This window comes from Ochrobactrum sp. AN78, assembly GCF_029909885.1.
In the GTDB taxonomy this organism is placed as follows: domain Bacteria; phylum Pseudomonadota; class Alphaproteobacteria; order Rhizobiales; family Rhizobiaceae; genus Brucella; species Brucella quorumnocens.
Genome location: NZ_JASAMU010000013.1, coordinates 70,051 through 96,504, shown reverse-complemented (window position 1 = coordinate 96,504; position 26,454 = coordinate 70,051). Strand labels below are relative to the sequence as shown.

Here is a 26,454-nt window from a genome sequence, read left to right as displayed (position 1 = left end):
TTCTTTCGGCAGTGCCAGTACATCCGTGGTCAAAGGAAAGAAGAGAACCTACTTAAGCAGCTTGCAGATTGCAGGCCGACATCTTGCCTGATTTCATGTCGCGCTCCAGATCGTAGCCGATCTTCTGACCTTCGACAATTTCGCGCATTCCTGCACGCTCAACTGCGGAGATATGAACAAAGGCGTCAGCGCCGCCATTGTCAGGCTGAATGAAGCCGAAGCCTTTTGTTGAATTAAACCATTTAACTGTGCCAGTGGTCATGATGAACCCTTCCGTAGCAATATAAAAAACAGCACGCGCCAAGATGACGCTAGGTGAAAACGATTTTTAAAAGGGGGGTTCGTTCAAGACGCGGTGCTAAACGCGCAATAAGCAAAACTCAACAAGAAAATATCGATAGTCAATACATAATGTACGAACTGGAATTTGTCAAATTATATTTGATTGACGCCAGATTTTAGAGATTAATTCACGTCCATACATATTCACATCAGTATTTCGGGCAACTTTATCGGGCGAGGCCATGCAAGGGCGCTCACCGCTGACAGAGCCTCAAACCGCACCCAATGCCTGGGTGGGTTCCGGGAATGGAGCGATATCAGCGCGATGGTCACGCATCAAACCCGTCATGAAATTCTGCAAAACCAATTTCGACGGGTGAGAAAGCGGCCCCGGCAGGGGCTTCAGCCTTGACGTAATATAGCCAGCCCTCGCCATCATTTGGTTGAGAATGCGGTTGCTAGAGTGCAAATCGATGCGATGTGTCGTGGAAGACATAATGTCCTCCTTTCAGATTGCGGGTCGGGATAATTAATCCCCGCCAGCGCGCCCAAGAAAAATGTAAGGCTGGCTCTTCAGGCTTATCGTGTGAGGCTAAAATAGCAAGCAAACAATTGGGGTAACTTAGAGGCATGCCATGCGTGACAACTCACAATCACCGCGTGATTTCACCATCGCGGCGCCTCAGTAAAAAGCCATGAAACCGACCCTCGCTCTCACCCCATGTTAAATAGTGCAGGCGCCGCAATGGATTTTCCACCGCCTATCGCCGTCTGGAAATGCGCCATTCATTGCGTTCTTCAAACCATTTGACCTGAACCTCACGGCAGCAAGATGTCGGGGATCGATCATGCTGCGATAAAGCCAAGTGGCGAAAACAACGCGATGATTTCCCGTCGCCTGAATAGAAAAAGCCGCCCGGATTGCTCCGGACGGCCTTCAAACGCTATCACCGTGCTGCTTAGAACTTGTAGGCAACACCAAGACGAATTTCGTTGGTCTTGAACTTGTCGCGGACGCCGGCATCCGGAACGCCAAAGTCGAAATCCTTGTGACCGTAGTCGGTATAACGATATTCGAGACGCACGATGACATTGTCGGTTGCCGCGTAATCAACACCTGCGCCAGCCGTCCAGCCGGTCAGTGTCTTGCTCTGCGACACGCTGACTTCGTCAATGCCATCGGTCGAAGACAAGGTGTTCTTCACGCTACCAAATGCAACACCACCTGCGATGTATGGCAGGAAGCGATCCATTGCAACACCGGCACGGGCGCGAACGGCACCCGACCAGCGCAGCTTGCTCTCAAGGCTGTCGGTCACACCAAAATCAGTTTCCGAATAGCTGTCCTTGAGGTTGTTGTAGGTCACATCACCGTCGATACCCAGCACGAAGCTGTTGCCGAGATCAAAATTGTAGCCGGCATAAAGGCCGCCGAGGAAACCATCGGGCTTCACGTTGATCGCGGTAAATTCGTTGCTGAAGCGCGACTTACCCCAGCCATAACCGATCTGACCACCGAGATAACCGCCGGTCCAGGAAAACACCGGAGCAGCAACCACTGGCACTGGCTCTTCATACTGAATGGCATCGGCAGCCTGGGCGCCAAATGCACCAGCGAGAATAACGGTCGAGGCAAGAAGAATGGACTTCATATTCATTTCTAATCTCCCAGCTCCCTTAAGAGCCCAAATTAATCACTCACTTCAAGATAGTGCACGGCACAGGAATGTCTGTAGCAACAGGGCAACACCACCCCCTCAAATGAGCGGGGTGTATTTGACTTTGTAAAACATCCCTGTGGGCTCAACCAGGCTGTTGGCCTCTGTCCCATGCAGCCCAAGCGGCCCTTTGCGAGCGACGTACTGCCGGCCCTCAGCTGAGCAGCTGTACGCAAGCTTGCCTGCAAGCCCGCAGGCAAAAGTTGTAGCGGTGGCTTATCGCGGGGAACGCGGCGACACCGGGCTACTCGCTCTGCGCCATGCCGGGCAGGCTCTGCGTCGACGTTAAGGCACCGGAGAAGAACGCCAGATTTGCGGCCGCAATCAATGCCGCCGTGTGCGCATCCGTCTGCGCCAGCCGTGCATCCAAAAGCCCATTATTGGTCTCATTGACCGTCGTGATGGTCCCAAGCCCGTTGCGATAGGAATCCAGCGCCGCATCAAAGGCAGTGGCCGAGGTCGAAACCAGCACCAGCGCCGCCTTGTTGGCGGCAAGCGCCGTCTTCAGAGCATTGGAAGCCAGCACGATTTCGGCAACCGCATCCAGCTGGATCTTGCGAAATGTCTCACCCGCAGCATTCTGCGTGGATTGCGCCTGTTTGAGCTGCGCTGCCCGCAAGCCGCCGTCATAAAGCGGCATGGTGGCGCCGACCAGAATACCGGCCCCCGATGCCTGATTGCCGATCGACGGCAGGCTTCCGGCATCAAAGCGGTTCGAACTTGACGACAGCGCAGCCGATACAAAAACCTTCGGCATGAATTCCGCCTGCGCCGCCTTGATACCCGCCTTGCTGGCCTGCAACGCCGCATAGCTCGCAATCACATCCGGACGCCGTGACAAAGCGCTTTCCAGCATCCTTTGCGTGACGCCGTCAAATGTGGAGGGCAGTGCCCGGCGTGTGGAGCCGTCGATGTTGATTTTCAGCATGGCATTCACGCCCATCGCAGCCAGCAGCGCCTGATAGGTGTTATCCTGCTGTCCCTGCGCCTTCACCAGTCGCAGTTCAGATTGCGCAACCTGCTGGCGGGCAAGCGCCAGCTCGATCGTGGTTGCGCGTCCTTCATTCAGCCGCGCCTGGACTGCAGAAAGCACCGACTTGGCGTTGCGCAAGGTCTGTTCGGCTATCCGGTGACCGGCCACCGACGCGCCATATTCGTAATAGGTGCGTGTGACATCAAAGATAAGTTTTTGATGCATCGCATTGAAGGTCACATTGGCCGCGAACGAGCCCTGCCTGGCGACCTCGACCAGCGCTTTGCGCTGACCAAAATCAAACACCAGCCATTGCAGCGCCAGCGCCGGGGTAACCCCTTTCAGCGTCGTATCCACATCCCGGCGGCCAATCAGCGGAACGTCGACTGGCGTGGTGGTCTTCTGGACGCCACCAATCACATTGGCTGTGAGAACAGGCAACAGCGTGGCTTCCGCCATCCCGACCCCAAGCGCTGCCTGACGTGCCTTTTCCCAGGCGTTGCGCGTCATAGGATTGCTGCGCTGCGCCAGATCAATCAGCTGCGCGAGATCATAGGAGGGCCGGGTGTCTACCGCAACCGGACTTGCAATCAGTGCCAGCTCGGGATTGGCCGGCACCCTGAAATCCTTGCGCTCGACCGAGGACTGCGCTGCGGCGGTTTGCCGGCCCGGCTCCTTTGCGGCCTGCCAGGGCTGATCGGCTGCCGATGGCGCGAGCTTGAGGGCATCCACAGCGCATCCCGCAACAGCAAGGCTCGCGCAAACAGCCCATCCAACAAACAAGAGCCTGTTGCTGCCTCTCATGCCGGTCCACCCGCCAACAGTGCTTCCAGACGTGCGAGACGCGTGCCGATTTGATTTTCCCCCGGATCCCTCGTCAGGCCTTCAGCAGCCTGCGATGTATTAAAAAGACCAATCTCGTTGAAAGCCGCCTGTTCAATGCGCAGCGCCAGGGCTTCGAGCCGTACGGCACTGCTATCAGCCACTCCCTCACAGAAATAGACGTCCTTGTTCAGCGAGGCAAGTTGATCGGTGAGGCTCTCAAAGGTTTTTTCCAGGGCCTCCGAGGGGCGCAATTGCAACGGCTCGAATGGTAGCAGATAAAAACAATAGCGCACTTCGCCCAAAAGCAGCTCCACTTCGGCTGCGGTGTTGATCATCTCCATGCGGCTAGCGGCAGGGCAGGCGGCAATCTGTGCGATTTTTCTCGCGGCCTGTGCCAGATGCTGCCGTATCACGGTGACCACCGGTGCCGGCCAGATCAGGGTTGAGACCAGGTAGACCGCAAGATTTCCGACCAGCACCCCGAGGATGCGGTCACGCGCGGTATCCATATCGGTGGTGGGACCAAATCCTTGCAGGACCGTCAGGGTGAAGGCGAGGCCGATTTGAACCCCCGCATAGGACAGTTTTTCGCTTCCCCCGGCAACCCAGGCCGCCAGCAAGGCGACGAAGAATACCAGCACCATCAAGCTGCCAACGGTTTCCATCTGCGGCATCAGGAGAATGATCGAGGCGACGCCAATCACCGCACCGATCAGACAGCCGGCAATGCGCAGCACAAGCTTGTGCAGCGTGTCGCCGGCAGTGCCCAACGAGGCGACATAGCAGGTCACCATCGCCGTGTGGATGCCCTGCCAATTGATCGCTGCATAAAACATATAGCACAGAATGGCCGCCAGCGTGGTCTTCAGCGCAAAGCGTTGATAAGCGGGGTTTGTGAAGGCATCGGCGGCGAAGAAGCGCTCGCCCGCCCCCTTTCTATAGCGGGGCTCTTGCTGTCCTGCCAGCGTGTTCAGCGCCTGCCGGATGGCCCTGGCCTGTGCGCAAGGCAGCTTGTCCTCGGCAAGCGGCGGCGGGGGCGGCGGCGCGCCCCGGTCGAGCGCATCCACCATTGCGTCAATCTCGCTGGCATAGGAGTGCCGGCTCTCAACGCTCGCAGCTTCGGGAAGGGCGCTGACGGCAAACAACAACTGATAGGAGGCGGGAATATCCGCCTTGATCCGCGCGGCATTCTTCTGCGAGGTCTGATGCAGGATCCTCACAAGCATTGCCCGCTTGCTCTCATCGTCATTGCCCGCCGCAAGCTTCTCGGCAACAAGGGGCGCAGGGCCATTCAGCAGGGCTTGTCGCGCCAGCAGCAATCTTTCCCGCAATTCCTGGCGCAACAGCGAGACACTCCAGCGTCCAAAATACAGGCTGAAGACCGCAATCACCAGCATCGGCAGGATCGCCATCTCCCAGGCATAGCGCAGGGCCATCGAAATCACGCCATTGACCGGCACCTCGTTGACCAGCGTCAGAATGAAGGCGATGATCAGCGCCACAATGCTGCCGCCCTCCCCAAGCTTGCTTGCCGCGCCCAGGAATATGAAGGCAAATGACACCGCGATCATAATCACAATGCGCAGTGAGGCCGATTCCACCGTCCACTGGATGATCGGAATCATAAGAGCGATCAGCAGGGTGATGGCAAGGGTCGCGGCGATGGCCACCACCATGTTTTCCGCGCCATCGGCCTTCATCAAAAAAATCACCAGATAGCAGCTGATCGCCGATTCAGGGATGTTGAACATCATCGCGATCCCCGCGACGAGCGCACAGACCGCAGCCACCCGCCAGGCCGTGGCCATGCGGCCCGGGAAGGGCGCAAGGTCACTCACTGTCTCGAGAAGCGCGGCGCTCAGGCCGCGTCTAGCAGGTGCTGCCATCATGCACTGTCACCACAGCCGAGGCGCCCGCACGCGTCAGATCAGCAGGCGGATCGATCAGTTTCACCCGCACCGGAAAACGCTGCGCGATCCGCACCCAGTTCAGATTCTTTGGCACATAGGGAAGATTGCGCGGAATGTTGATTAGTTCTTCCGAGGTCACGCCCCAGCCAATGCCTTCCACCCGTCCCTTGATCACAACCGCACTATCGGCGAGAATGCGAACGTGCGCGCAGGCGCCGACTTTGATGCCGCGCAATTCCGTCTCCGGAAATGTCGCCGTCGCATACCAGCTGGCGGTATCGATCAGTGTGAATACCGACTGGCCCGGCGCGATGATCTGTCCCGTCCCATTGGTGATCCCGACCACGCGTCCTGCATGCGGCGCACGCACCACTGCATTGTCCAGATTATGCTGTGCCAGTGCCTGGGCAGCGCGCCGTGCCCGCACCAGAGCCTCGGCGCTGTCAAGTGATCCGACCAGTGTATTGGCAGCCTCCGCCTGTTTGATGGCTTGGGCCAGGCTGATCTGGGCATCATTGCGCAGCGTGGTCGCGTCATCGACCTGCTGGCGGGTGACATAGCCCTTGGGGCTGAGCGCCGTCAAACGCTTCAGCGTGACCTCCGCAAGATCAAGATTGGTCCGCGCGCGCTTGACCTGCTGATCGGCGATCAGGGCATTTTGGGCCTCGGCCTTGGTGGCGCGGCGCTGCGTCTCCAGTGCCGCCTGCGCAATTTCGAGATCAGCGGTCGTCTGCTCCACCAGCAGGCGCAAGGGTTCAGGATCAAGGGTGAACAGCAACGCCCCCTGTTTGACCGCCTGGTTCTCGGCAACATCGATCGATAGAATCCGACCCGGCACGCTTGCAGCAATATTGACAATTGTCGCGCCGATCACCGCATCATTGGAGAGCGGATTGTCATGGGCCTTGCGCAGATAGAGCCAGGCCATCACAGCGGCGATGATCACAATGACGATCAGGATCACAAAACCGGCAAGGCTTAGGGGCTTCTGACTGTAAGCGTTGGTTTCCATACTCACCGACCATAGACAAAAAGAGCGAGACCACAGGCGATCGCAATCACCATTCCCGTATAGGTGATCAGGCGAAAGACCAGAATGTCGTCAAGGCCGGTGCGGATGAAAATCGCCCGCAGCACCACCGTGACGATAATCGCGATCGCAAGACACATCATCCAGGATGGGAAATAAGCCCCGAATAAAGAAAATGACGGACCTGACACTGATTGAGGTCTCCATTGTCCCTGCTGCGCGCACCATGCGCGACAGCTTCCTGCCCAAGACCATGATTACGCAATGCCGGGTCGCGCCGCAAGCCACCAGTTTCGTTTCAGTAATGGCTTAAGTATCCGACACAAAACAGGGATTCGGCTCTCTTGAACAGGTTGTGATCAGCTGATACCTGTTGAGCCAATGGCCATGCTGTGACGCGTCTGATGTTTCAAAGGGGATGAAAAATGTCTTTGCTGTCAAGTCTTCTACCATTGGTTTCCGACCTCTCGCCTCTGCAGGCGCCGCATGATCTCGTTGTGGCATGCACCGCTCTTTTGCTGCGCGATGCCAATGCCGGTGCCTATGCCGGTCGGACGATGGAACTGTCGATGGAACTCCCCTATGTGATTGCCTCCATTCCCAAGGGCCACGCCTTCGCCTCAACCGCCGATGATCACCAACCCCTGCGCTTTGCGACCGATTACGCGATCTTCGCGATCGCTGTGCCCAATGGCAGTGTGGATGATCTCAAGATCGTCGAAGGCGTCAATGAGCAGGGATTGAGCTTCAGTGTGCTCGCCTATGCCGGTGCCTCAGGTCCCGCAGACAATGCCGAAAAGACCAAAGCCCTGTTGGCGGCAATCGATCTGGGTGCCTTTGTGCTCGGACAATGCGCCACGACAGGGGAGGTCAAGACGAAACTTGCCGAGAACACGGTCCTGCTGACCGCACTGGCACCGCTGCACGGGGCGACAACGCCGTTTCATTTTGTCGTGCATGATCGCGCCGGACAATCGCTGGTCATCGAATTCTCCGATCACCAGCAGAATGTCTACGACAATCCGGTTGGTGTGATGACCAATGGCCCTGCATTCCCCTGGCATCTCACCAATCTCAACAATTACACCTTTCTGAGCAATCGCGATCAGTCGACCGGAAAATTTGGTGCGCTGACCGTGACCCAGCCCGATTCCGGCATTGCGACCGCAGGCCTGCCTGCCTCCAATACCTCGGTCGGTCGCTTCGTACGCGCAGCCTATTATGCAACATTTGCGGAAAAGACCGAGCCGGCGCAGGCTATTCGCAGTCTCGCCCATGTCATGAATAATTTCGATCGTCCGCGTGGCATCACCATTGACCCGCCCCAGTCGGGTGGCCTTGATATTGAAGGAATTTCCGCAGCGCCCGGCCAAGCCTACAAGACCGAATATACCTCATGGACTGTGCTGGCCGATCTCGGCAATGATGCGTTCTATGTGCGCACCTATCAGGCCTTGAATTACAGCCGATTTGACCTCAAGCGCATCTTTGCGGCGGCAAAGTTCAAGGTTGTGCCGCTCGATCAGATCGCGCAGATCGAGACACTGGATGCAACAGGGGCCCTGCTGCCGTAGCGCTCCGCCGGTCCACTCGGCGTTTGGCCAGTCCCGCACCGTTTCGGTCTCGTTGAAGGCGCGGCTGCGAGGGGGGCCATCCATCCGCAACCGGTTGCGCCAGGTCCGGTTTCCATCAATCAACGGCCAGCGATGCAACCCGGGCCGCGCATTACACAAGCGTTATCACACCAGGCTTTCCCGCAATAGCCGGCGATCAGTCGGCAGTGTCCCGCGCGATCTCCGCCTCAATTTTCCTTGCCAATGCTGTGAGATCGACGGGCTTGCCACACAGTTTGCCAATCGCAGCCATCACCAGATGGCGGGCCACATGATCGGACTTGTGCCCCATCCCAGCGATGACATGAAGCGCCGCACCATCAATTGTGCGGGCCAAGGGAATGGCGTGCACGTCGATGGAAACAATCTCAACCGCATCACCGCTGACGATGATGGTCGGCGCCTTGATCTCACAATAATGCCGCGACGCGCCTGCAGCCCAGGCGCTCAGCGCGCCCAGTTCGCGGGCATTGTGCCTGAAATGGCGTGGCCGCAGCGCCTGCCAGGCCTTGCTCTTTTGAAGATAGGCTTCCGGCAGCGCATTGGGTGCAAACACCGACCGGATGGCCTGGCGAAGCAGCAAGGCGCCAAAGGGCGGGGCGATGAAAAAACTGAACAAGGCCCCCACAACCGGCAGACGCGCCACGCTGTTGAACCACGAAACTCCCCCAACCCACGGATAGGCCGCAGGCGACAGCAAGAGCAGTCCGCAAATCCGGTGCCGATGCCGGACCGCGAAGGCGGCAGCCACCGCGCCGCCATAGGAATGGCCGACAATGATCGCTTGCTCAATCCCGCGCTGTTGCAGCAAAAGCGCCAGTGCATCAGCCTGTGCGTCCGGACGCAGCATTGAGGCGGGACCAAATTCCGACTGGCCATGGCCGGGCCGGTCGACGAAAACCATTTGCATGTCTGGTGGACACAGCGCCGCAAAGGTGAAAAGCGGATCAAGCAGGCTGCAACTGGCACCATGGAGGAACACCACGGTCACTTTCGGGTCTTTGCCGGCAATCACCACGCTGCGCAGCCGAAAGCCGCCGACATCGCTCAACTGCTCACGGCGTTGCATGCCCGCTTGCTTTCCCGCTTGCGTTGCGGCCTCCAAAGCCTGCTCGGTGCCGGCGCGCGCTCTGCTGCGCATTTACGACGACAGCTGCATATGCTGCAGAATATGAACCATATCATAGGGCTTTGCATAAAAGGGAACGGGCGTTTCCAGCATCAATTGCGGCGTCGTGCACAGGCCGGAAACAAGGATGACCCTGATGCAAGGATAGTGGCGCTGGACGATGCTTGCAAGCGTAACCCCGTCAATCGCCCCTGGCATGTCGATATCGGTAAACAGGAAATCGATGGAGGGTTGCGTCGCAAGGATTTCGAGCGCCTGGCTGCCATTGCTCGCTTCAAGCGCGATCATGCCAGCATCCTCAATATCCCCCACCGCGACCAGCCGCAGCACAGGCTCGTCTTCAACGACCAGAATTGTCTTTGGCCTCGGCGTGTCAGTGCTCATCTCAAATTCCTACGCTTGCGTTGGATGATGCATTATCATCGCCAAAGGTGCACGAAACGTTGCCAGCAGCCCGGTTGGCCGGTAATTGAGCTCCGCCTGGCCGGTGCCGACAAGTCCCATCCGGATCAATCGCGACCCAAATCCGGTCTGGTCGGGTTGGGAGATCGCGGGACCGAGCCGTTCCTCCCAGACAAGCTCCAGATGCGGATCGCTTTTGTCGCGATCCCGCAAAGCCCAGGAGATATGAACCTCTCCCAGGTCGTTGGAAAGGGCGCCATATTTGAGGGCATTGGTCCCCAGCTCATGCAGCAGCAAGGCGATCGACAGTCCTGCCTTTGGGCCCAGAATGGTTGCGGGGCCGTTTAAAAACACCCGCCGTCTGTCCGCATGTAGATACATCGCCTGCTCAATGACCTGACGCAATTGCGCGCAGGACCAGGACTGCTGCAGCAGAAGTTCATGGGCGCTGCCCAGCGCCTGAATCCGACCCGACAGGGCCTCCACTGCATCTCTTTGCGTGACGCCTTTCAGGGTTTGGCCGATCAGAGCGTGCACAATCGCCAGAGTGTTCTTCATTCGATGGCTGAGTTCATGATTGAGAATGCGCTGTTCGGCCTCGGCATGAAACTTGGCGATCGCCGCATAGGTGCGATCCGCAACACCAGCCGCGAAATCGAGCTCGGCCTTGCTCCAGAAATGCGGCTGCTCGTCATGGGCAAACAACACGCCGGCGAGCCTGTTGTCCTTGATCAACGGTATCTTGATGAATGAGCGGATATGGAGATCACGATAGATCGCCGCTTCGCCTTTTAGAAAAGCTTCCCCGTGCGTGTTCGCGACTGCCACCAGCCGGCCTTCGCCGAGGCGGGCAATGGTTTGCGGGTAATCAGCGCTGTCGTGGCTTTCCACCTGCCGCGGCATCCCCGCCCGAACATGCTCATATTCGATTCTGATGGATGGCCCGCCCGGATCCATGCTGGCATAGCCGGCCCGATCCACCCCCAGACCCTCACTCAGTATCTCGGACGCAATCCTTGTAATATCGTGCAGCGAGCTGGCGAGACTCAGACGATCGCCCAGTGTCAGCAAGGCGGCCACCCGGGCATCCTTTCGCTTGGCATCGGTGACATCAATCGCCACCCCCACCATTTTCAGCGGCCTGCCGTGATCGTCCTCGAGAAACTGGGCCCGCCGCGCGATCCATCGAATGCGCTGATCCGAGGCCCGCCGAATCCGATATTCCACGTTAAGAACAGCCGATGCGCTTTTCCGGCTTTCGCTTGTGGAGGCATGATGTCGGTCTTCAGGCAGGATCAGATCCTCAAAGACGCACGCGGGATAGCTCCTGGCTTCGGCGAGGCCATAGATACGGCAGAATTCGCTTGAAACCGTCATGCTGTTGGCCTTTGTGTCGACCTCAAAAATCCCCACGCCACCCGCGGCCTGCGCGGCCGCGTTGCGCTGGTCGTCTTGCGTGAGCTGTTCGAGCTTGGCGTCGGTGCTGGCGACGCGGACCTGTCTTTTGGAGGCCAGGCGGCGTTCCACCGCCAAATCATAACTGAGATCCGCAATCCGTCGTCGCAACTCGAGCTGGGAGATCGCCTGACCCGCCAGCACCTGCAATGCGAATTGCTGCTCTTCGGTCAGGGTCTTGGGCTGATGTCCGAGCACACAGAGCGTTCCAATCGGATAACCATCTTCGGTTTTCAGCAGCGCGCCGGCATAAAAGCGGATAAAGGGCTCTCCGGTGACCAGCGGATTGCAGTGAAACCGCGCGTCGATTGTCGCGTCGGCAACCAGCAGGAAATCCTCTTCCAAAATAGCCTTGGCGCAGAAGGAACTGGCCAAGGGTGTCTCACGCAGCCCCAGTCCGACCTCGGCTTTGAAAAACTGCCGCTCGCGGGCGATAAAATTCAGCACGCCAATCGGCGTGCCGCAGATCCTTGCAGCCAGCGCGGCAATGTCATCGAATTCCTTTTCACGGGGCGTGTCGAGAATGTCATAGCTCTGAAGCGCCGCCAGCCGCAGCGCTTCCCTGTTCCGATCATGTCGCTTCATCTGATCCATCAAAACTTGTACCGGTGCGTGAACATAGTGCGAACATTGTAGCGAATTGTCATTCCCATGGATATAGATGAATAAAAATATGGAAATTCCTCCCAATGTATACTTGTGGACATTGGGAGGAAAATATTTTTATTTATTACGTCAGTATAATGTCAGTATTACGCTGGAGCATCCTTTATTCTTGAATAAATTCAAGAATATCCTTGTTGAGACGTTCTGCTGCTGTGGCAAACAAACCGTGGGGCTCGCCGCTATATTCAATCAGTCGCGAGCCGGGGATCGCCCGGGCTGCAGCCCTGGCCGAGGCTTCGATCGGAACCGTATTGTCCTCGGTGCCGTGGATGATCAGTGTCGGCATGGTAAAGGCCGCGAGATCGTTGCGGAAATCGGTTTTGCCAAATGCGTCGATACAGTCATGGGTGGCTTTCGGGCTCGCCATGATGGCCAGGGCGAAGCTCCAGTCCAGCAGCGCCTGGCTGACCGGGCTGGTGACAAATCCGACCCCGTAAAAGGCTTTCGCGAATGACTGCAGAAAGGCAAATCGGTCCTTTCTGAGCTCAGCTTTCATATCCTCAAAAATATCGGCTGCCACACCGTCAGGATTGCTGTCATCCTTCAACAGATAGGGAACGACGGCGGCGACAAGCGCCACCTTGGCCACCCGCTCGCTGCCATGTCTTGAAAGGTAACGGGCAATCTCACCGCCGCCCATCGAAAACCCGACCAGAATGACGTCGTTGAGCTGAAGTTTTTCCAGAACCGCCGCAAGATCGTCGGCAAAGACATCGTAAGTGTAGCCCTCCGCCGGATGCGACGACTGCCCGAAGCCGCGACGGTCATAGGTAATCACCCGATAGCCTGCCTCAAGCAGCGCCATTGTCTGAAACTCGAACATGTCGCCGGTCAGCGGCCAGCCGTGAATGAGGACCACGGCTCTGCCATGTCCGATATCCTTGACATGAAGATTGGTCTGATCGGCGGTTTGAATGAATGGCATCAACAGCTCCTTTGCAGCATTCCCTAACAATGCAGGCGACGCCGCTAGGTTCCTTCGACAGTCCGAGAAACCGCACCGCCCGGTCTGACTGATCGATCCCGCTTCCCGCAATGTCCTGACAGGATGGGTGCGAGAGGCCTTTGCAACCGCCAAGTCGAAGCACGCGCAAGTGCGCTCGACCGCGTCGGGCAGGGTGGCCGAAGGGTGGCTGCCCTTTGGCGCCGCGCATCCGCCAGCGCTGAAGAACCCGAACCGCGCTCGATTTCAGCGCGCCACGGTCGGGCACGCAATCCGGCATGGCGTTCTCTGTGAGGGGGCGGTTGCATTATCGCGATGTGTTGACGCATCCTTCGGACCCTCTTAGGGATGGCTTGAGCCATAGCAGTCCCAGGACCCAACGCCTTGCGTTCAACGCAAGCGCGCTCAGCCCATGGGGTGCAACGCCCCGCCTGTCCATCCTTTTTCTCCGGTCAAGAAGTGAGTGAAATGCCGCAATCACAGCTGTTCAAGCCCCTCAGGATCCGCAATCTCGAGCTAGAAAACCGCATCACCATCGCGCCCATGTGCACCTATTCGGCCGTCGAGGGCTGCATGACCGACTGGCACCTGATTCATCTCGGTCAATTGGCCCTGTCCGGAGCGGCGCTGCTGACCATTGAAGCCACCGCCGTGGTCCCGGAAGGCCGGATCAGCTATGCCGATGTCGGGCTCTATGACGATGCCAGCGAAGCCGCCATGAAGCGCGTCCTGGACGGGCTTCGCCGCTGGACGACAATGCCGATCGCAATCCAGCTCGCCCATGCCGGACGAAAGGCATCGACCGATCTTCCCTGGCTGGGCGGCGGGCAAATCGCAGCGGATCACCCCCATGGCTGGCAGCCAGAGGCCCCTTCCGCCATCGCCTTCAATCCCAACGACCCGGCGCCGACCGCCTTGTGCCGCGCGCGGATGGATAAAATCCGCGATGCTTTCGTTCACGCTGCGCTGCGCGCCGCGCGGCTTGGCATCGACGCGGTCCAGCTTCACGCCGCGCATGGCTATCTGCTGCATTCATTCCTCTCGCCGCTCTCCAACCGTCGCGATGATGATTATGGCGGCAGCCTTGAAAACCGAATGCGGTTTCCGCTGGAAGTCTTCGATGCGGTGCGCGCGGCTTTTCCGCAGGAGCAGGCCGTTTCTGTCCGCGTGTCGGCGACCGACTGGACGCAAGGCGGCTGGACGCTTGATGACACCATTGCCTTCGCTCAAGCGCTCGAACGGCGTGGCTGCGATGCGCTCAACGTTTCCACCGGTGGCCTGCATATCACGCAGGATATTCCACTCGCCCCGAGTTACCAGGTGCCGTTCGCACGCCGGATAAAAGATGCCGTCAACATGCCGGTTGTCGCGGTTGGACTGATCACCGAACCCGCGCAGGCCGAGGCGATCATTGCCACCGGCGATGCCGACCTGATCGGTTTGGCCCGAACCATTCTGTTTGATCCACGATGGCCATGGCACGCCGCCGCCGCACTCGGTGCAACGGTATCAGCAGCCCCGCAATATCTGCGCAGTCAGCCCGCGACCCTGAAGGCCTTATTCAAGACCTGATCGCCTCACCGTGCTTTTTAAAGGCCGTGTATCCTGCCCGCTCAGCATCGAGAGCGGTGCCGGCGACAACGCCGCAGCCGGCTTGCGGCGCCAAAGTCCGTTCTGACAAGTCGGGAAAAACGCCACAAGCAAGCCGCAGGCCAATGCGATGCGGGATGGCTTCCCGCAAGCCCGACCCAAATCGCGCAGCCACAAATCCGTGGATGTCAAAAGCCACGTTTTATGCTATCTGTTGCAGGCTCGGCATCGACATTTGGAGGAGATCGAGATGAGAACGGCTATCTTAGGCGCATTGATGACGTCTGTCATCGCCCTTTCCTTGACCGCGTGCACCACCGATGAAAGGCGAACGGCCGGCTATGGCGTCGGCGGCGCTGCGGTCGGCGCACTGGCCGGCGGCGCGATCGGCGGCAATGCCCGCGGCGCACTCACCGGCGCGGCGATCGGCGCTGCTGCCGGAACATTGGTTGGTGTCGCCCAGACCCGCAATGGCGTGCAGTATTGCCGCTATCGTGATCATAACGGCCGCGTGTTTGAAGCCCGCTGCCGCTAGGCCGCCAAACCCTCTCTGACATGGTCTTTCGCCAGCCTCGAGGACAATCCGCTGGTGGATGGACTTTGATCGAGCTGCATAAAATCTCCGTTCCCACACGAAGGACAGAATGATGTGGCGCGCTTTTTTTATCACCCTGCTGATGATGGTCTTTGTTTGCTCGGATGCGGTGATCGCCACCGCACCGGCCTTCGCTCAGGGCCGTTCCGTGCAGGTCGGAACCACCCTCAATAATGGTCATCGCATCGGTTGTTCACAGGGCAGCAGACTGTTGCGCATGCGCGGGTTTCACACCGTCCGCACCCTTGACTGTCGTGGCAGCCATTTCCTGTATCGGGCGACCCGGTTGGGACGGAGCTATGATATCACGATCAGGGCGCGTGATGGACGCATCACCCATTCACGGCTGTTCGGATCGCGCCGCTGATGCACCTGCTTGGCCGCAGGTGGACAGGGTGTGAAAAAGGCGTGATCCGGTCATCGACGCAGGATCAATGGGTGCTTGCGCTTGATTGGCCCTTACCCCCGGGCGGTCGCAGATCCCTTTCGCGGCGATTGCGTTTTAAGGGCATCGCGCGCGCAGCCGCAACGCTTGAAAGACGGGGGCGCGTTTGAACCAGCGCCTGATTGCCTTGTTGCTGCTGATCGTCACCGGATGCGCGGGCAACCGGGCGGTCACCGGGCTTGATAATGCACCGCCACATCGCGACGGCGCCGCCGTGGTGGCCCTGAATGTGGCAAGTCTGCGGCAACGCGATGACCGGCCGTCGATCGCCTATTCGCGGTCACGGGCACCGGCGCTCAATCTGTCGACCATCCGCGTGCATATTCCCCCCGATCATCGCCCCGGAAATGTTGAAACTTCTTCGGTCCGTCCCGATCCCCAACGCCATTTCCGCGCCTCCGATTATCAACCTGTTGCCGACCGGGCGGCAATGATACGCGCGCTCAATCAGCAATTGTCCGAGCGTGCGCCAGCACAGCGCGAGATCTTCATATTCGTACACGGCTATAATAACAACTTTGCCGAGGGCCTGTTCCGCAACGCCCAGATCGTGCAGGATTACGGCGTCAACTCGGTTCCGATCCATTTCGCCTGGGCCTCGGCCGCTTCCTTCACCCGCTATCTCTATGACCGCGACAGTGCCATCATCGCGCGCAGCGGCTTGGTCGAAACCCTGGAAATCGCAGCCGGCACCAAGGCGAGCGGCATCGTGATTGTCGGGCACTCAATGGGGGCGGTGGTGGTGATGGAGGCGTTGCGGACATTGGCGATCGGCAAACGCCATGACGTGCTCCGGCGAATGAACGGGGTGCTGCTGGCGGCAGCCGATCTCGACCCTGATCTGTTTCGCAGCCAGGTCGAGGACATTGATGCCCTGCCGCAACCCTTCACCATCGTGGTGTCGCGCCGCGACCGCGCACTCGATATATCCCGTCGACTGGCCGGTGGCGCGCCGCGCATTGGCAGCGGCTTTGATATCGCCTTCCTGCAAAACAAGAATATTCAGGTGCTCGACATTTCTCAGGTCGACCGCGGCGGCCACAGCCTGTTTGCCAGTTCCAACACACTGATCAAACTGCTGGGATCGGGCCATTTGCTGCGGCGCCTCATCACCGACGAATATGCGGGTTTGGACGAAAGTTTCGTTGCCGCCGGGCAGGGGGCTTTCGAACAGGCGTCGCTCGCCCTGCATCTGCCCGTGCGTGTCATCGATCGCCTGCAGAACCGTTAGCGCGACAGGCCGCCATCCTCGACAAGGAAGTCGATGACCCGATCCAGTCCGGCCCCGCGGGTGAGATCGGTGAAGCCAAAGGGTCTGCCGGCGCGCATCCGTTCCGCGTCAGAGCGCATCACATCGAGATCCACATGCACATAGGGCGCAAGGTCGCTCTTGTTGATGATGAGAAAATCCGATCGTGTGATGCCGGGCCCGCCCTTTCTCGGGATTTCCTCGCCTTGGCAGACCGAAATCACATAAAGGGTGAGATCGGCAAGGTCCGGCGAGAAAGTGGCTGCAAGATTGTCACCGCCCGACTCGATAAACACCATATCGAGATCGGGAAATTTTCGGTTCATCTCGGCAATAGCCTGCAGGTTGATCGATGCATCCTCCCTGATGGCCGTATGCGGACAACCACCGGTTTCCACGCCTAAAATGCGGTCCTCCGACAAAGCCTGGCGTTTTGCCAGAATCAAGGCGTCTTCCTTGGTGTAGATGTCGTTTGTGATCACCGCGATCGAATAATGCGCACGCAGTGCCTTGCACAGATGTTCGGTCAACGTCGTCTTGCCAGAGCCAACCGGTCCACCAATTCCAATGCGCAATGGTCCATTTTTCGAAGCCATGAAAGCTCTCCTTCCTCGACAAATTGACAAGCCTTAGCGCGGTCGGTCATGCTCATGCTCATGCTCATGCTCATGCTCATGCTCATGCTCATGCTCATGACTATGCCCCTGGCTGTGAGCTTGCCTGTGACTGTGCTGACTGGCGTGGCCGGAATAGGCGCCGCGCAGGGGATTGAACGGTGCCAGAATTTCGCTGACTTGCGCGCCCAGTCCCTCCAGCATGGTCTTGATGACAGGATCGCGCAGGATCAGGATCCGCGAAAGCGAGATCTCTGCCGCCAGGTGCCTGTTGCCGATGTGCCAGGCGAGTTCAGCAAGCCCATTCGGACCGGATGCGGTGATCGCATAAAGCGGTTCATCCACAGCCTCGATCAACACCATCGCGCCATCCTCGAGAATGAGCGCGTCGCCGCTTTTCAGAACAACCGCTTGCGGCAGATCAAAGAAAATCCGGGTTCCATCCGTAAGTTCAACCGCCTTGCGACGCAGATGCCGCGCATCATGGGCAAGCAACAGCCTGCCGGTTACCGCCATGCTCTCATCCCGACTGACGTCGGAACAGGGTCGGATCGCTGTCACTTTGCGCATAGGTCCTCCACTAACTTCAAAGTGTTACGAGAACAAGACAAGACTTAATCAGGTTCGCCTGATTCCGGATACAGGCTCAGACCCCATTACAATTAAGCTTGTACAAGACAAATTGTCGAGTTATTGTCTTTCAACTTTCGCTTTTTTAGCATTTTCTTGCCGGATATCCCAATCGCATCGAAGTTCTTAAGCTCCATGGGAGTAGCAGTCGTTGATGAGCAAAGGGTGGCATGCCGAGCTCGAACTGTGGTTCGAGCACAACACTTCCTCCACCCGGCTCGTTCGGCGGCGGCATGTGGGCCCGCTTGCAGTGCAACGCCCGTTCTACCCGGAGGCCGACGGCAGCGCGCATGTTTATCTCCTGCATCCGCCCGGTGGGGTCGCAGCCGGCGATATCCTCTCAATCGATTGTCATCTTGGCGATCGCTCCAGGACCGTGTTGACGACGCCAGGCGCCACCAAGTTCTATCGCTCGGACCTCCAAAAAAGCACGCAGGTCACCCGTATCGCGGTCGGGGCGGGCGGCATATGCGAATATCTCCCGCAAGAAACCATTGTCTTCAACGGCGCCCGCGCCGCGATCAGCACCAAGGTCACATTGACAGGCGATGCGCGTTACCTGGGATGGGATATTGTCTGTCTGGGGCGACCGGCCTGCGGCGAGCGTTTCGAGCGCGGCGAAATCCGTCAACGACTTGAAATCTTTCGCGATCACAAGCCGATCTGGTTCGAGCAATTCTGTCTGAAAGGCTCCGACGCTGCCCGTGACGCCGCCTTCGCATTCAACGCCAAACCCATCCTTGCGACGATGGTCTATGCCGGAGAGGCCAATGAGGACGCCGTTGATCGCATTCGGGCGGCACAATCGGGGCGTTGCGCAAGCCTGTTCTCGGTCAGCCGGCTCGATCGGGTGATCGTCTGTCGCTACCTGGGGGGACGCATGTCCGAGGCCAAGCAAATGTTGCGACAGGCATGGGAAGTCCTGCGGGAGGCGGGCCTCGGCAAGGTGGCGGCCCCACCGAGAATCTGGGCCACATAAATCAGTTTGGAGAGGGTAAGCCGATGGAACTACTGCCACGCGAAAAAGATAAACTGCTGATCTTCACCGCAGCACTGGTTGCCGAACGCCGCAAGGCCAGGGGACTCAAGCTCAACTACCCGGAAGTCGTGGCCTATATTTCGGCCGAAATCCTGGAGGGGGCCAGAGACGGCAGAACCGTTGCGGACCTGATGTCTTTCGGCGCGACGCTTCTCACCCGCGATGACGTGATGGAGGGCGTTGCCGAGATGATCCACGACATCCAGGTCGAAGCCACCTTCCCGGATGGAACCAAACTCGTCACTGTCCATAACCCCATTCCTTAGGAGGGTCGCATGATACCCGGAGAATATTTCATCGAAGAGGGGTCGATTACGCTCAATGAGGGCCGCGAAACCCGCAGCCTGATCGTTGAGAATAGCGGTGACAGACCAATCCAGGTCGGCTCCCACTATCACTTCTATGAAACCAATGAAGCGCTGATCTTCGACCGTGAAACCACACGCGGATTCCGGCTCAATATCCCCGCTGGGACCGCCGTGCGTTTTGAACCGGGACAGGATCGCGAGGTCGAACTGGTGGCGCTTGACGGTGCGCGCGAGGTCTACGGCTTTAACGCCAAAATCAACGGCAAACTCTAGGAGGGACAGATGGGAAGCATTTCCAGACAGGCCTATGCCGAACTTTATGGTCCCACCACCGGCGATCGACTGCGGCTGGCGGATACCGAGCTGATCATCGAGATTGAGGAAGACCGCTGCATTTATGGCGAGGAAGTCACGTTCGGTGGCGGCAAGGTCATCCGCGACGGTATGGGCCAGGGACAGCGTCCCGCAGCGCAAACAGCCGATCTCGTCATTACCAATGTGATCATTCTGGACTATTGGGGGATCATCAAGGCTGATGTGGGTATCAAGAGCGGTCGCATTACCGGGATCGGCAAGGCCGGCAATCCCGACATCCAGCCCGGTGTTGATATTGTTCTCGGTCCCGGCACCGATGTGATTGCCGGTGAAGGCAAGATCCTCACCGCCGGTGCCATCGACACCCATATTCATTTCATCGCGCCACAACAGGCAGAGGAAGCATTGGCCAGCGGCACCACCACTCTGGTGGGAGGTGGTGCCGGTCCCACCGTGGGAACACTCGCCACTACCGTTACCGCCGGCCCCTGGGCGATCCACCGCATGCTCGAAGCAATCGAAGCCCTGCCGATCAATGTCGGCCTGCTCGGCAAAGGCAATGCGAGCATGCCCGAGCCGTTGCGCGAACAGATCCGGGCCGGCGCGGTGGGTCTCAAGCTGCATGAGGATTGGGGCACCACACCCGCCGCGATCGACACCTGTCTCACCGTCGCCGAGGAGGAGGATATCCAGGTCGCTCTGCACAGCGATACGCTCAATGAGAGCGGCTTTGTCAAGGATACTTTCGCGGCCATGAAAGGCCGCACCATCCATAGTTTTCATACCGAAGGTGCCGGTGGCGGTCATGCCCCCGACATCATTACCGCTGCGGGGGAAGAGAACATTTTGCCCTCCTCCACCAATCCAACCCGCCCCTACACAATCAATACGGTTGACGAACATCTCGACATGCTGATGGTCTGCCATCACCTCAGTCCCAAAATTCCCGAGGATGTGGCCTTTGCGGAATCGCGCATCAGACGCGAGACCATCGCCGCCGAAGATATCCTCCATGATCTTGGGGTCTTCTCGATGATGTCATCGGATTCCCAGGCCATGGGCCGCATTGGCGAAACCACCCTGCGCTGCTGGCAGACCGCCCATAAAATGAAGGTCCAGCGCGGCCCTCTCAATCCCGACAGCAGCCGCAACGACAATTTTCGCGCCAAACGCTATATCGCGAAATACACCATCAACCCGGCCATCACTCATGGCTTCGCCCATGAAATCGGTTCCGTGGAGGTCGGAAAAAGAGCCGACCTTGTCTTGTGGAAACCCGAATTCTTCGGGGTCAAGCCGAGCCTGGTGATGCTGGGCGGCATGATTGCAATGGCGCCGATGGGCGATCCCAATGCCTCCATCTCCACGCCGCAACCGGTTCACTACCGACCCATGTATGGGATCATGGGTCGGGCAATCGGCTCGACCGGCGTCACCTTCGTGTCCCAGGCGGCGCTCAATGACGGGATTGGGGAACAGCTCAAGCTGCAAAAGCAGCTGGTCGCGGTCAAGGGAATTCGCACAATCCGCAAGAAGGATATGATCCACAATGGCTTGACGCCGAAACTCGAGGTCGACCCGCAAAACTATCAGGTGCGGGTGGACGGGGAACTCATAAGCTGCGAACCGGCCGATGTCTTGCCGATGGCGCAGCGCTATTTCCTGTTCTAACAACAGCGGGACAGGCTGAAAAAGAGGGGATCACCATATGCCGACCTCAAGTTTGAGCGACCATCCGTCCCTGCGATTTGTTGACTGGACCTTGCGCGGCATTTCCCAGGTTGTGTTTCAGAACAATCCGCTGACAGGCCTGATCATTGTGCTCGCAATCCTGTTCAACTCCTGGATCTATGCCGTGATCTGCCTGACAGGCGTTGTCGCCAGCACGCTGACCGCCCTGCTGCTCAAAGCCGACAGAGCGCTTGTGCGCGACGGGCTCTATGGCTTTAATGGCTGTCTGGTCGCGCTGGCGCTGGTCGCCTTCACCAGCGCGGATTTTCAAACTGGCGCCTTGCCGTCCCCGGCCATGGCTGTCTATCTGGTCTGCGGCGCAGCCTTTTCCACCATGGCCTTTGCAGCCATCGCAACGCTGATGGCACCCTATAAGGTCGCTCCCCTGACCATGCCCTTCGTGCTGGTTGGCTGGCTGTTGTTGTTTGCCATCCTGAAATTTGACGCCATCGATGCCGGTCCGATGGCGAAACCGGTCTCCCCGGAACAATTCTCCTACGCGGCCCCCTATCTGCTGCCGACCTGGTATATGGGGATCGGCACGGCTATCGGGCAGATTTTCTTCCAGGATAACTGGATTACCGGCTACATCATCCTGTGCGCCATCGCCGTCAATTCCCGCATTTCCGCGATGATGGGCCTGCTGGGCGCCGGCACCGGTGCTGTGGTGGCCGCTCTCTTCGGCGGACCGGAAGGCGCCATTCGCGATGGGCTCTTCGGCTATAATGCCGCGCTCACCGCCATGGCGCTGGGCGGGTTCTTTCTCGTGCTGAACTGGAGCAGCTTCCTTTATGCAATCTTCGGTGCCGTCATCGCCACCTGGCTGTGGGCATCGGTTGCAATCTTTCTCAAGCCGATTGGAATGCCGGTGCTCACATCGACATTCGTCATCGTCACCTGGATCATGTTGTTGGGCCAATATGCCTTCAAGGCGCTGATACCGGTGCTGCCGGCCGCGGCAACCACGCCAGAGCAAAATCGCGCAGCCTTGCGCAATACCGAGCGCTCAGGAGCGGAATAGCCGGCTATATTGGGTTTCGTGCCAGGCACTGGCCATCGCCAGTGCCGGCGCCATATTGCCAATATCCTCTTCGCTCAGCGTTGCGGCCGTCTGCGCCGCAGTCTCAATAGCATCAACGGCGGAAATGAGAATCCTCTGACCCGCCGTGTGACCAAGCGGCACCAGGCGGATCGCAGCCGTCACCTGACTTTCCACCACCGCCCACATCAGACCTCGCAACGCATCAAATGCCGCGATGCCCCACTGATGCGCGGCAATGGCAAAGACTGCCGGATAGCTCGCATGGCCACTGAAGCGGAACCGCTCCATGCCGTCTCCATTCAGACTGCGCAGCAATGACATCAAGGATTCCGCCATCCGCCGGTCTTCCAGTTCCAGTTCATGGCTTTCGCGGCTGGCGCTGAGCCAGTCATTCAACCGCTCGAATTCGGCATCGTCCTGTCGCTGCAAGGCCTGCATCATCCGCCAGAAAAGGGCGCCATCAAGCGTCGCATAGCTGTGTTGGATTAGCCCGATGATCCAGTCCGCGCAGCTTGCGGCATCGGTGACGATCTGTGCGTGAACAGCCCATTCCAAGCCACGCGAATAGGAGAAGCCCCCCACTGGCTGGTTGGGGCTTACAAGCCGCAGCAGATGCAGCGGCGAGGCGCGCAAACGCTCAGGGCCCGCGCGGGCCTCAAGGCCGGTATCGGCGACCGGCTGCCGCATAAACGCCGGGGAAATCGGGCGCACTTTATCCAATTGCCAGATAAACCCCGCTCAACGCGGCCAGTGAACCGGCAACGCGCACCGCCAGTTGCCCGGACCGCCCCTTCGCAAGACTGCCAAGAGCGAGACCGACCGCAATGCCTGAAACATGCAGCAGGGCGGTGGCAAGCGCGAAGCCGGTTGCATAGGACAGGAAGCTGGCGCTGCCGATTTCGCCGCCATGGGCATAACCATGAAAAAATGCGAAAAAGCCGACAATCAGCGCCGCATTGCGCGTTGAGGCATGAAAGGCCAGCGCCACCAGAAGTCCGATCACAATGACCGAGGCGAGAATGACCGGTTCCACATAAGGCAACGGCAATCCCCAAAGCGCTGCCACAAAGCCCACAACCATCACGCCGACAAAACTGAGGGGCACCGCATAGAGCGCGCGTCCACCCAGCATGGCCGCCCAGAGACCGACCGCCACCATGGCCAGAATATGGTCAGCGCCGGTCAGCGGATGGGTGAAGCCCGCAGCAAACGAGCCGTGTTCTGCAGGGTTCAAATGCGCAAATGCAGGACTGCTTGTCACCATGAGCACAAGAGTTGCAGGAATCGAAGATCTTTTCATTGTCGCGTCCTTTCGACAAAAGAGCACAGGTTAGAACGAACCAAACATCGATCCCAGGATGAAGACGGCAGCCAGCGAAATGATCACCCCGACAATCACCGTCATCACCATGTCGAAATAGCTCGAGGCATGGGTCTGCTTGCTGATCTGCAAAAGCAGCAGTACGGTGCCATTATGCGGCAATGCATCCAGCGTGCCGGCACTGATCACCGTGAGGCGATGCATCAATGCGGGGTCTATGCCATATTGATTGGCGAGTTGCATATATTGTTCGCCCAGCGCATTGAGCGCGATCGCCATGCCGCCTGAGGCCGTGCCGGTCAGAGCTGCCAGCGCGTTCATGGCAACCACCAGGGAAACCAGTGGGCCGCCAGGGACCTGCAGCACCGCATCCCGCACCAGCATGAAAGCCGGCATGGCCGCAACCACTGCCCCGAAGCCAACGAGACTGGCGATGGTCAGAATCGGCAGGACCGAGGAATTGGCACCGGCATCCAGGCTTTCGCGAATGGCCTTCAAGCGGGTAAAATTGGCGACGATCAGCGTCAGAATGGCGACCGCCAGCGCAATCAGCACCGCCCAGAGCCCGATCGTCGAAGACACATCAATTCCCCAGGGCGGTTGGCTCAGAAAGGAAAAATCCAGCCGGGGGAGAATGATCAGCGCCATCAGGAAATTGACGACGATCACCACCAGAAGCGGCAGCAACGCCACGAAGAAGGATGGCTTGTCGGTGGCGCGGACGCCATGATCTAGCTCGGCGGGATCGAAGTCCCCGGTCAGGGTGGATTGCTCCCGGAGCTTCTCGGTGATCTCCACCCCCTCTGGCACATCGACATAATTTTCGCCCGCCAGTCGCGCCCGCGCCTCCGCGCGCTGCAACCACCACATCCCAAAGGCCAGTGTGATGATGGAGGCGATGATCCCCAAGCCAGGGGCGGCAAAGGTCGTGGTGCCGAAATAGGGCATCGGGATGGCGTTGTTGGTCGAGGGGGTGCCCGGCATCGCCGACATGGTGAAGGTGAATGCACCAAGGCCAATCGCCGCCGGCATCAGCCGCGCCGGTATATTGGCCGCCTTGAACATCTCGCGCGCCATCGGAACCAACACGAAAAACGCGACAAACACACTGACCCCGCCATAGGTCACCACCGCCGAAGCCAGCACCACCGAGAGCATTGTCCGCTTCACACCAAGCCGCTCGGTCAGCGAATGGGCAATCGCGGTGATCGATCCGCTGTCATCCATCAGCTTGCCAAAAATGCCGCCCAGTAAAAACAACGGAAACCAGCGGGCCACGAAATTCGCCGTCCCGGACATGAAGGTGGTGGTCCAGTTGGCCAGCAGCGGCTCACCGGAAATCAGCGCCGCCAACAGGGCTGCAGCCGGCGCAAGCATCAGCACGCTCCAACCGCGATAGGCAAACCACATAAGAAGAACGAGGCCGAGTAATATTCCGAGCAAACCCATATTATCTGACCCCTCAGTCGATATTGGTAAGAATGCCTGCGAAATTTCCTTCATAAAACAACTTTAATTTGAAGAATACAAGCATCATAATGAAACGATATTTGTGATACCGATGTTATGCTCGAAAAAATCACAATCAACTGTGCCGTCTGAAGTCATCGCAGCCATTCGTGCAGTCGGAGCAACCATGGATCCTTTTTTGCTGCCGCAAACCGTCGGCCTGCTACAAACAGGCGGGTTGCCGCAAAGCGTCGAATTCTCCCGCCGCAGGCCACCTGCCGTCGCAGCCGTGCCTATGGCTTTGCTGTCTTGTTCGCACCGCACGACACATCGAACAATTCAAGGGGCGCGCAATGCTCAAAGGGAAGCAGGGTTTTGATGACGGAACTTCTCGCGCTGCAATCAATCATGCTCAATCTTTGTCTGGCACTGCTGCTCGGATCGGCCATCGGACTGGAACGGCAGCTGCGGCAACGCCATTCCGGCCTTGTCACCCACGGCCTGGTGGCCCTGGGCGCTGCGGCTTATGCCTCTCTCCCCCATGCGCTCGGGATGGTGGCCGATCCCCGCATGGGCGCCCAGGTGGTCACCGGTATCGGCTTTCTGGGCGCCGGCCTCATCATCAAGGACGGGGCCAGCGTCAAGGGCCTGAGCACCGCCGCAACCGTGTGGAGTACTGGGGCCGTCGGTGTGCTCACCGGCTATGGTTTCTGGTTTCTGGCCATTGAGACCGCGTTCTTCATTGTCTGCCTCAATCTCTCGCTGCCCAAGATCGCCACGCTGGTGGACCGCTATTCCTTTATCACGCCGCAGAGCGAACATTATTACCGGGTGCGTTTCCGCTGTCCGCCCGAAAGCGAAATCGCGGTGCGCGCCCTGCTGATCCAGGCGCTGGATCTAAAAAAACTGCGCTTCCATGCCATTCGCAGCCATCGCCTGGAAGGCAGTGATGACATGGAAGTCGAGGCAACCCTGTTTACCGGTAAAGAAGAGGATGGCGCGGTCGAGGCGCTTGTTGCCCAGTTAAGTCTGCGCTCAAGCATAATTTCGACCAGCTGGGTAAAACTTGAGGAAAGTGACTGGCCGCACGAGCATTAACTTTGCCAATATTAGGCTCTGTACTATCCTATACAAACGTGCTCATATCAGCAGACCACCATATCTTACAAGCAAGCAGTCA

General features: G+C 58.6%; 28 protein-coding genes. 12 read left to right on the top strand and 16 right to left on the bottom strand.

What is annotated here, in order from left to right; all coding sequences use genetic code 11:
* Positions 1 to 52: 52 nt before the first annotated feature.
* The 7 genes from QBD00_RS19925 to QBD00_RS19895 form a co-directional block, all read right to left on the bottom strand.
* The gene (locus QBD00_RS19925; RefSeq protein ID WP_095444059.1) at positions 53 to 262 is read right to left on the bottom strand and encodes a cold-shock protein; all 210 of its coding nucleotides are present in this window, start codon (positions 260 to 262) and stop codon (positions 53 to 55) included.
* A gap of 291 nt (positions 263 to 553) precedes the next feature.
* Entirely contained in the window at positions 554 to 778 is a 225-nt protein-coding gene (locus QBD00_RS19920; RefSeq protein WP_151094459.1) for a hypothetical protein, read from the bottom strand.
* Positions 779 to 1,241: 463 nt separating this feature from the next.
* Complete coding sequence (locus QBD00_RS19915; RefSeq protein ID WP_151094456.1) at positions 1,242 to 1,940, bottom strand: outer membrane protein; 699 nt, start codon at positions 1,938 to 1,940, stop codon at positions 1,242 to 1,244.
* A gap of 304 nt (positions 1,941 to 2,244) precedes the next feature.
* A complete protein-coding gene (locus QBD00_RS19910; protein ID WP_318580347.1) occupies positions 2,245 to 3,777 on the bottom strand; it encodes a TolC family protein in 1,533 nt (510 codons plus the stop codon).
* Complete coding sequence (locus tag QBD00_RS19905) at positions 3,774 to 5,687, bottom strand: FUSC family protein (protein ID WP_191793795.1); 1,914 nt, start codon at positions 5,685 to 5,687, stop codon at positions 3,774 to 3,776. The genes QBD00_RS19910 and QBD00_RS19905 overlap by 4 nt, the downstream gene beginning before the upstream one ends.
* Positions 5,668 to 6,720: a multidrug transporter subunit MdtN gene (mdtN, locus tag QBD00_RS19900; protein ID WP_318580346.1), complete on the bottom strand. Its 1,053-nt coding sequence runs from the start codon at positions 6,718 to 6,720 to the stop codon at positions 5,668 to 5,670. Before mdtN ends, QBD00_RS19905 begins: the two co-directional genes overlap by 20 nt.
* Before the next feature lie 2 nt (positions 6,721 to 6,722).
* Positions 6,723 to 6,878, bottom strand: a complete 156-nt coding sequence (locus QBD00_RS19895) for a hypothetical protein (protein ID WP_318580345.1) — start codon at positions 6,876 to 6,878, stop codon at positions 6,723 to 6,725.
* 35 nt (positions 6,879 to 6,913) lie between these two features.
* Here QBD00_RS19895 and QBD00_RS19890 point away from each other — a divergent pair, with 35 nt between their 5' ends.
* Positions 6,914 to 7,051 (top strand): hypothetical protein, encoded by a 138-nt coding sequence (locus QBD00_RS19890; protein WP_191793792.1) that lies wholly within the window; start codon positions 6,914 to 6,916, stop codon positions 7,049 to 7,051.
* Positions 7,052 to 7,163: 112 nt separating this feature from the next.
* Positions 7,164 to 8,312: a linear amide C-N hydrolase gene (locus QBD00_RS19885; RefSeq protein ID WP_318580344.1), complete on the top strand. Its 1,149-nt coding sequence runs from the start codon at positions 7,164 to 7,166 to the stop codon at positions 8,310 to 8,312.
* 196 nt (positions 8,313 to 8,508) lie between these two features.
* Here the strand turns inward: QBD00_RS19885 and QBD00_RS19880 are convergent, their stop codons facing one another.
* From QBD00_RS19880 to QBD00_RS19865, 4 genes are all read right to left on the bottom strand, one after another.
* Positions 8,509 to 9,492 carry an alpha/beta hydrolase gene (locus QBD00_RS19880; protein ID WP_318580343.1) on the bottom strand — a complete coding sequence of 328 codons (984 nt, stop codon included), beginning with the start codon at positions 9,490 to 9,492 and terminating at the stop codon, positions 8,509 to 8,511.
* A complete protein-coding gene (locus tag QBD00_RS19875; RefSeq protein ID WP_318580342.1) occupies positions 9,493 to 9,864 on the bottom strand; it encodes a response regulator in 372 nt (123 codons plus the stop codon).
* Between the two features lie 9 nt (positions 9,865 to 9,873).
* Positions 9,874 to 11,931, bottom strand: a complete 2,058-nt coding sequence (locus QBD00_RS19870; protein WP_151094433.1) for an HWE histidine kinase domain-containing protein — start codon at positions 11,929 to 11,931, stop codon at positions 9,874 to 9,876.
* A gap of 175 nt (positions 11,932 to 12,106) precedes the next feature.
* Positions 12,107 to 12,928 carry an alpha/beta hydrolase gene (locus tag QBD00_RS19865; RefSeq protein ID WP_318580341.1) on the bottom strand — a complete coding sequence of 274 codons (822 nt, stop codon included), beginning with the start codon at positions 12,926 to 12,928 and terminating at the stop codon, positions 12,107 to 12,109.
* 486 nt (positions 12,929 to 13,414) lie between these two features.
* Here QBD00_RS19865 and QBD00_RS19860 point away from each other — a divergent pair, with 486 nt between their 5' ends.
* The 4 genes from QBD00_RS19860 to QBD00_RS19845 all read left to right on the top strand — a co-directional run bounded on the left by QBD00_RS19860 (position 13,415) and on the right by QBD00_RS19845 (position 16,807).
* A complete protein-coding gene (locus tag QBD00_RS19860) occupies positions 13,415 to 14,518 on the top strand; it encodes an NADH:flavin oxidoreductase/NADH oxidase (RefSeq protein ID WP_318580340.1) in 1,104 nt (367 codons plus the stop codon).
* A gap of 268 nt (positions 14,519 to 14,786) precedes the next feature.
* On the top strand, positions 14,787 to 15,071 hold the full coding sequence (locus tag QBD00_RS19855; protein ID WP_151094426.1) for a glycine zipper domain-containing protein: 285 nt from the start codon (positions 14,787 to 14,789) through the stop codon (positions 15,069 to 15,071).
* 112 nt (positions 15,072 to 15,183) lie between these two features.
* Complete coding sequence (locus tag QBD00_RS19850) at positions 15,184 to 15,498, top strand: hypothetical protein (RefSeq protein ID WP_151094423.1); 315 nt, start codon at positions 15,184 to 15,186, stop codon at positions 15,496 to 15,498.
* Between the two features lie 184 nt (positions 15,499 to 15,682).
* A complete protein-coding gene (locus QBD00_RS19845; protein WP_318580339.1) occupies positions 15,683 to 16,807 on the top strand; it encodes an alpha/beta hydrolase in 1,125 nt (374 codons plus the stop codon).
* Here QBD00_RS19845 and ureG read toward each other — a convergent pair.
* Positions 16,804 to 17,421, bottom strand: a complete 618-nt coding sequence (gene ureG, locus QBD00_RS19840; protein WP_151094417.1) for an urease accessory protein UreG — start codon at positions 17,419 to 17,421, stop codon at positions 16,804 to 16,806. The genes QBD00_RS19845 and ureG overlap by 4 nt on opposite strands.
* Before the next feature lie 33 nt (positions 17,422 to 17,454).
* Positions 17,455 to 18,009, bottom strand: a complete 555-nt coding sequence (locus tag QBD00_RS19835) for an urease accessory protein UreE (RefSeq protein WP_318580338.1) — start codon at positions 18,007 to 18,009, stop codon at positions 17,455 to 17,457.
* A 214-nt stretch (positions 18,010 to 18,223) separates the two neighbouring features.
* Between QBD00_RS19835 and QBD00_RS19830 the strand changes: the two genes are divergently transcribed.
* From QBD00_RS19830 to QBD00_RS19810, 5 genes are read left to right on the top strand one after another with little or no spacing between them, the layout of a single operon-like run.
* On the top strand, positions 18,224 to 19,048 hold the full coding sequence (locus QBD00_RS19830; RefSeq protein WP_151094543.1) for an urease accessory protein UreD: 825 nt from the start codon (positions 18,224 to 18,226) through the stop codon (positions 19,046 to 19,048).
* Positions 19,049 to 19,071: 23 nt separating this feature from the next.
* A complete protein-coding gene (ureA, locus tag QBD00_RS19825; protein WP_151094414.1) occupies positions 19,072 to 19,374 on the top strand; it encodes an urease subunit gamma in 303 nt (100 codons plus the stop codon).
* A gap of 9 nt (positions 19,375 to 19,383) precedes the next feature.
* A complete protein-coding gene (locus QBD00_RS19820; protein WP_151094411.1) occupies positions 19,384 to 19,689 on the top strand; it encodes an urease subunit beta in 306 nt (101 codons plus the stop codon).
* A gap of 9 nt (positions 19,690 to 19,698) precedes the next feature.
* Positions 19,699 to 21,402 carry an urease subunit alpha gene (gene ureC / locus QBD00_RS19815; RefSeq protein WP_318580337.1) on the top strand — a complete coding sequence of 568 codons (1,704 nt, stop codon included), beginning with the start codon at positions 19,699 to 19,701 and terminating at the stop codon, positions 21,400 to 21,402.
* A 37-nt stretch (positions 21,403 to 21,439) separates the two neighbouring features.
* Complete coding sequence (locus QBD00_RS19810) at positions 21,440 to 22,483, top strand: urea transporter (RefSeq protein ID WP_151094405.1); 1,044 nt, start codon at positions 21,440 to 21,442, stop codon at positions 22,481 to 22,483.
* Here QBD00_RS19810 and QBD00_RS19805 read toward each other — a convergent pair.
* From QBD00_RS19805 to QBD00_RS19795, 3 genes are read right to left on the bottom strand one after another with little or no spacing between them, the layout of a single operon-like run.
* A complete protein-coding gene (locus tag QBD00_RS19805; RefSeq protein ID WP_318580336.1) occupies positions 22,469 to 23,191 on the bottom strand; it encodes an urease accessory protein UreF in 723 nt (240 codons plus the stop codon). The genes QBD00_RS19810 and QBD00_RS19805 overlap by 15 nt on opposite strands.
* A 25-nt stretch (positions 23,192 to 23,216) precedes the next feature.
* The gene (locus QBD00_RS19800; RefSeq protein WP_151094400.1) at positions 23,217 to 23,804 is read right to left on the bottom strand and encodes a HupE/UreJ family protein; all 588 of its coding nucleotides are present in this window, start codon (positions 23,802 to 23,804) and stop codon (positions 23,217 to 23,219) included.
* Between the two features lie 30 nt (positions 23,805 to 23,834).
* Entirely contained in the window at positions 23,835 to 25,274 is a 1,440-nt protein-coding gene (locus tag QBD00_RS19795; protein WP_151094398.1) for a GntP family permease, read from the bottom strand.
* A gap of 378 nt (positions 25,275 to 25,652) precedes the next feature.
* Here QBD00_RS19795 and QBD00_RS19790 point away from each other — a divergent pair, with 378 nt between their 5' ends.
* Entirely contained in the window at positions 25,653 to 26,372 is a 720-nt protein-coding gene (locus QBD00_RS19790) for an MgtC/SapB family protein (protein WP_151094396.1), read from the top strand.
* Positions 26,373 to 26,454 lie beyond the last annotated feature (82 nt).

Coding starts and splice junctions, on each gene's coding strand:
- QBD00_RS19910 (WP_318580347.1), bottom strand. CDS start 3,777: ATGAGAGGCAGCAACAGGCTCTTGTTTGTTGGATGGGCTGTTTGCGCG.
- ureC (WP_318580337.1), top strand. CDS start 19,699: ATGGGAAGCATTTCCAGACAGGCCTATGCCGAACTTTATGGTCCCACC.
- mdtN (WP_318580346.1), bottom strand. CDS start 6,720: ATGGAAACCAACGCTTACAGTCAGAAGCCCCTAAGCCTTGCCGGTTTT.
- QBD00_RS19905 (WP_191793795.1), bottom strand. CDS start 5,687: ATGATGGCAGCACCTGCTAGACGCGGCCTGAGCGCCGCGCTTCTCGAG.
- QBD00_RS19895 (WP_318580345.1), bottom strand. CDS start 6,878: ATGTGTCTTGCGATCGCGATTATCGTCACGGTGGTGCTGCGGGCGATT.
- QBD00_RS19860 (WP_318580340.1), top strand. CDS start 13,415: ATGCCGCAATCACAGCTGTTCAAGCCCCTCAGGATCCGCAATCTCGAG.
- QBD00_RS19855 (WP_151094426.1), top strand. CDS start 14,787: ATGAGAACGGCTATCTTAGGCGCATTGATGACGTCTGTCATCGCCCTT.
- QBD00_RS19820 (WP_151094411.1), top strand. CDS start 19,384: ATGATACCCGGAGAATATTTCATCGAAGAGGGGTCGATTACGCTCAAT.
- QBD00_RS19920 (WP_151094459.1), bottom strand. CDS start 778: ATGTCTTCCACGACACATCGCATCGATTTGCACTCTAGCAACCGCATT.
- QBD00_RS19875 (WP_318580342.1), bottom strand. CDS start 9,864: ATGAGCACTGACACGCCGAGGCCAAAGACAATTCTGGTCGTTGAAGAC.
- ureA (WP_151094414.1), top strand. CDS start 19,072: ATGGAACTACTGCCACGCGAAAAAGATAAACTGCTGATCTTCACCGCA.
- QBD00_RS19800 (WP_151094400.1), bottom strand. CDS start 23,804: ATGAAAAGATCTTCGATTCCTGCAACTCTTGTGCTCATGGTGACAAGC.
- QBD00_RS19830 (WP_151094543.1), top strand. CDS start 18,224: ATGAGCAAAGGGTGGCATGCCGAGCTCGAACTGTGGTTCGAGCACAAC.
- QBD00_RS19850 (WP_151094423.1), top strand. CDS start 15,184: ATGTGGCGCGCTTTTTTTATCACCCTGCTGATGATGGTCTTTGTTTGC.
- QBD00_RS19870 (WP_151094433.1), bottom strand. CDS start 11,931: ATGGATCAGATGAAGCGACATGATCGGAACAGGGAAGCGCTGCGGCTG.
- QBD00_RS19805 (WP_318580336.1), bottom strand. CDS start 23,191: ATGCGGCAGCCGGTCGCCGATACCGGCCTTGAGGCCCGCGCGGGCCCT.
- QBD00_RS19835 (WP_318580338.1), bottom strand. CDS start 18,009: ATGCGCAAAGTGACAGCGATCCGACCCTGTTCCGACGTCAGTCGGGAT.
- QBD00_RS19795 (WP_151094398.1), bottom strand. CDS start 25,274: ATGGGTTTGCTCGGAATATTACTCGGCCTCGTTCTTCTTATGTGGTTT.
- QBD00_RS19880 (WP_318580343.1), bottom strand. CDS start 9,492: ATGCGCAGCAGAGCGCGCGCCGGCACCGAGCAGGCTTTGGAGGCCGCA.
- ureG (WP_151094417.1), bottom strand. CDS start 17,421: ATGGCTTCGAAAAATGGACCATTGCGCATTGGAATTGGTGGACCGGTT.
- QBD00_RS19810 (WP_151094405.1), top strand. CDS start 21,440: ATGCCGACCTCAAGTTTGAGCGACCATCCGTCCCTGCGATTTGTTGAC.
- QBD00_RS19890 (WP_191793792.1), top strand. CDS start 6,914: ATGACGGACCTGACACTGATTGAGGTCTCCATTGTCCCTGCTGCGCGC.
- QBD00_RS19915 (WP_151094456.1), bottom strand. CDS start 1,940: ATGAATATGAAGTCCATTCTTCTTGCCTCGACCGTTATTCTCGCTGGT.
- QBD00_RS19790 (WP_151094396.1), top strand. CDS start 25,653: ATGACGGAACTTCTCGCGCTGCAATCAATCATGCTCAATCTTTGTCTG.
- QBD00_RS19925 (WP_095444059.1), bottom strand. CDS start 262: ATGACCACTGGCACAGTTAAATGGTTTAATTCAACAAAAGGCTTCGGC.
- QBD00_RS19865 (WP_318580341.1), bottom strand. CDS start 12,928: ATGCCATTCATTCAAACCGCCGATCAGACCAATCTTCATGTCAAGGAT.
- QBD00_RS19885 (WP_318580344.1), top strand. CDS start 7,164: ATGTCTTTGCTGTCAAGTCTTCTACCATTGGTTTCCGACCTCTCGCCT.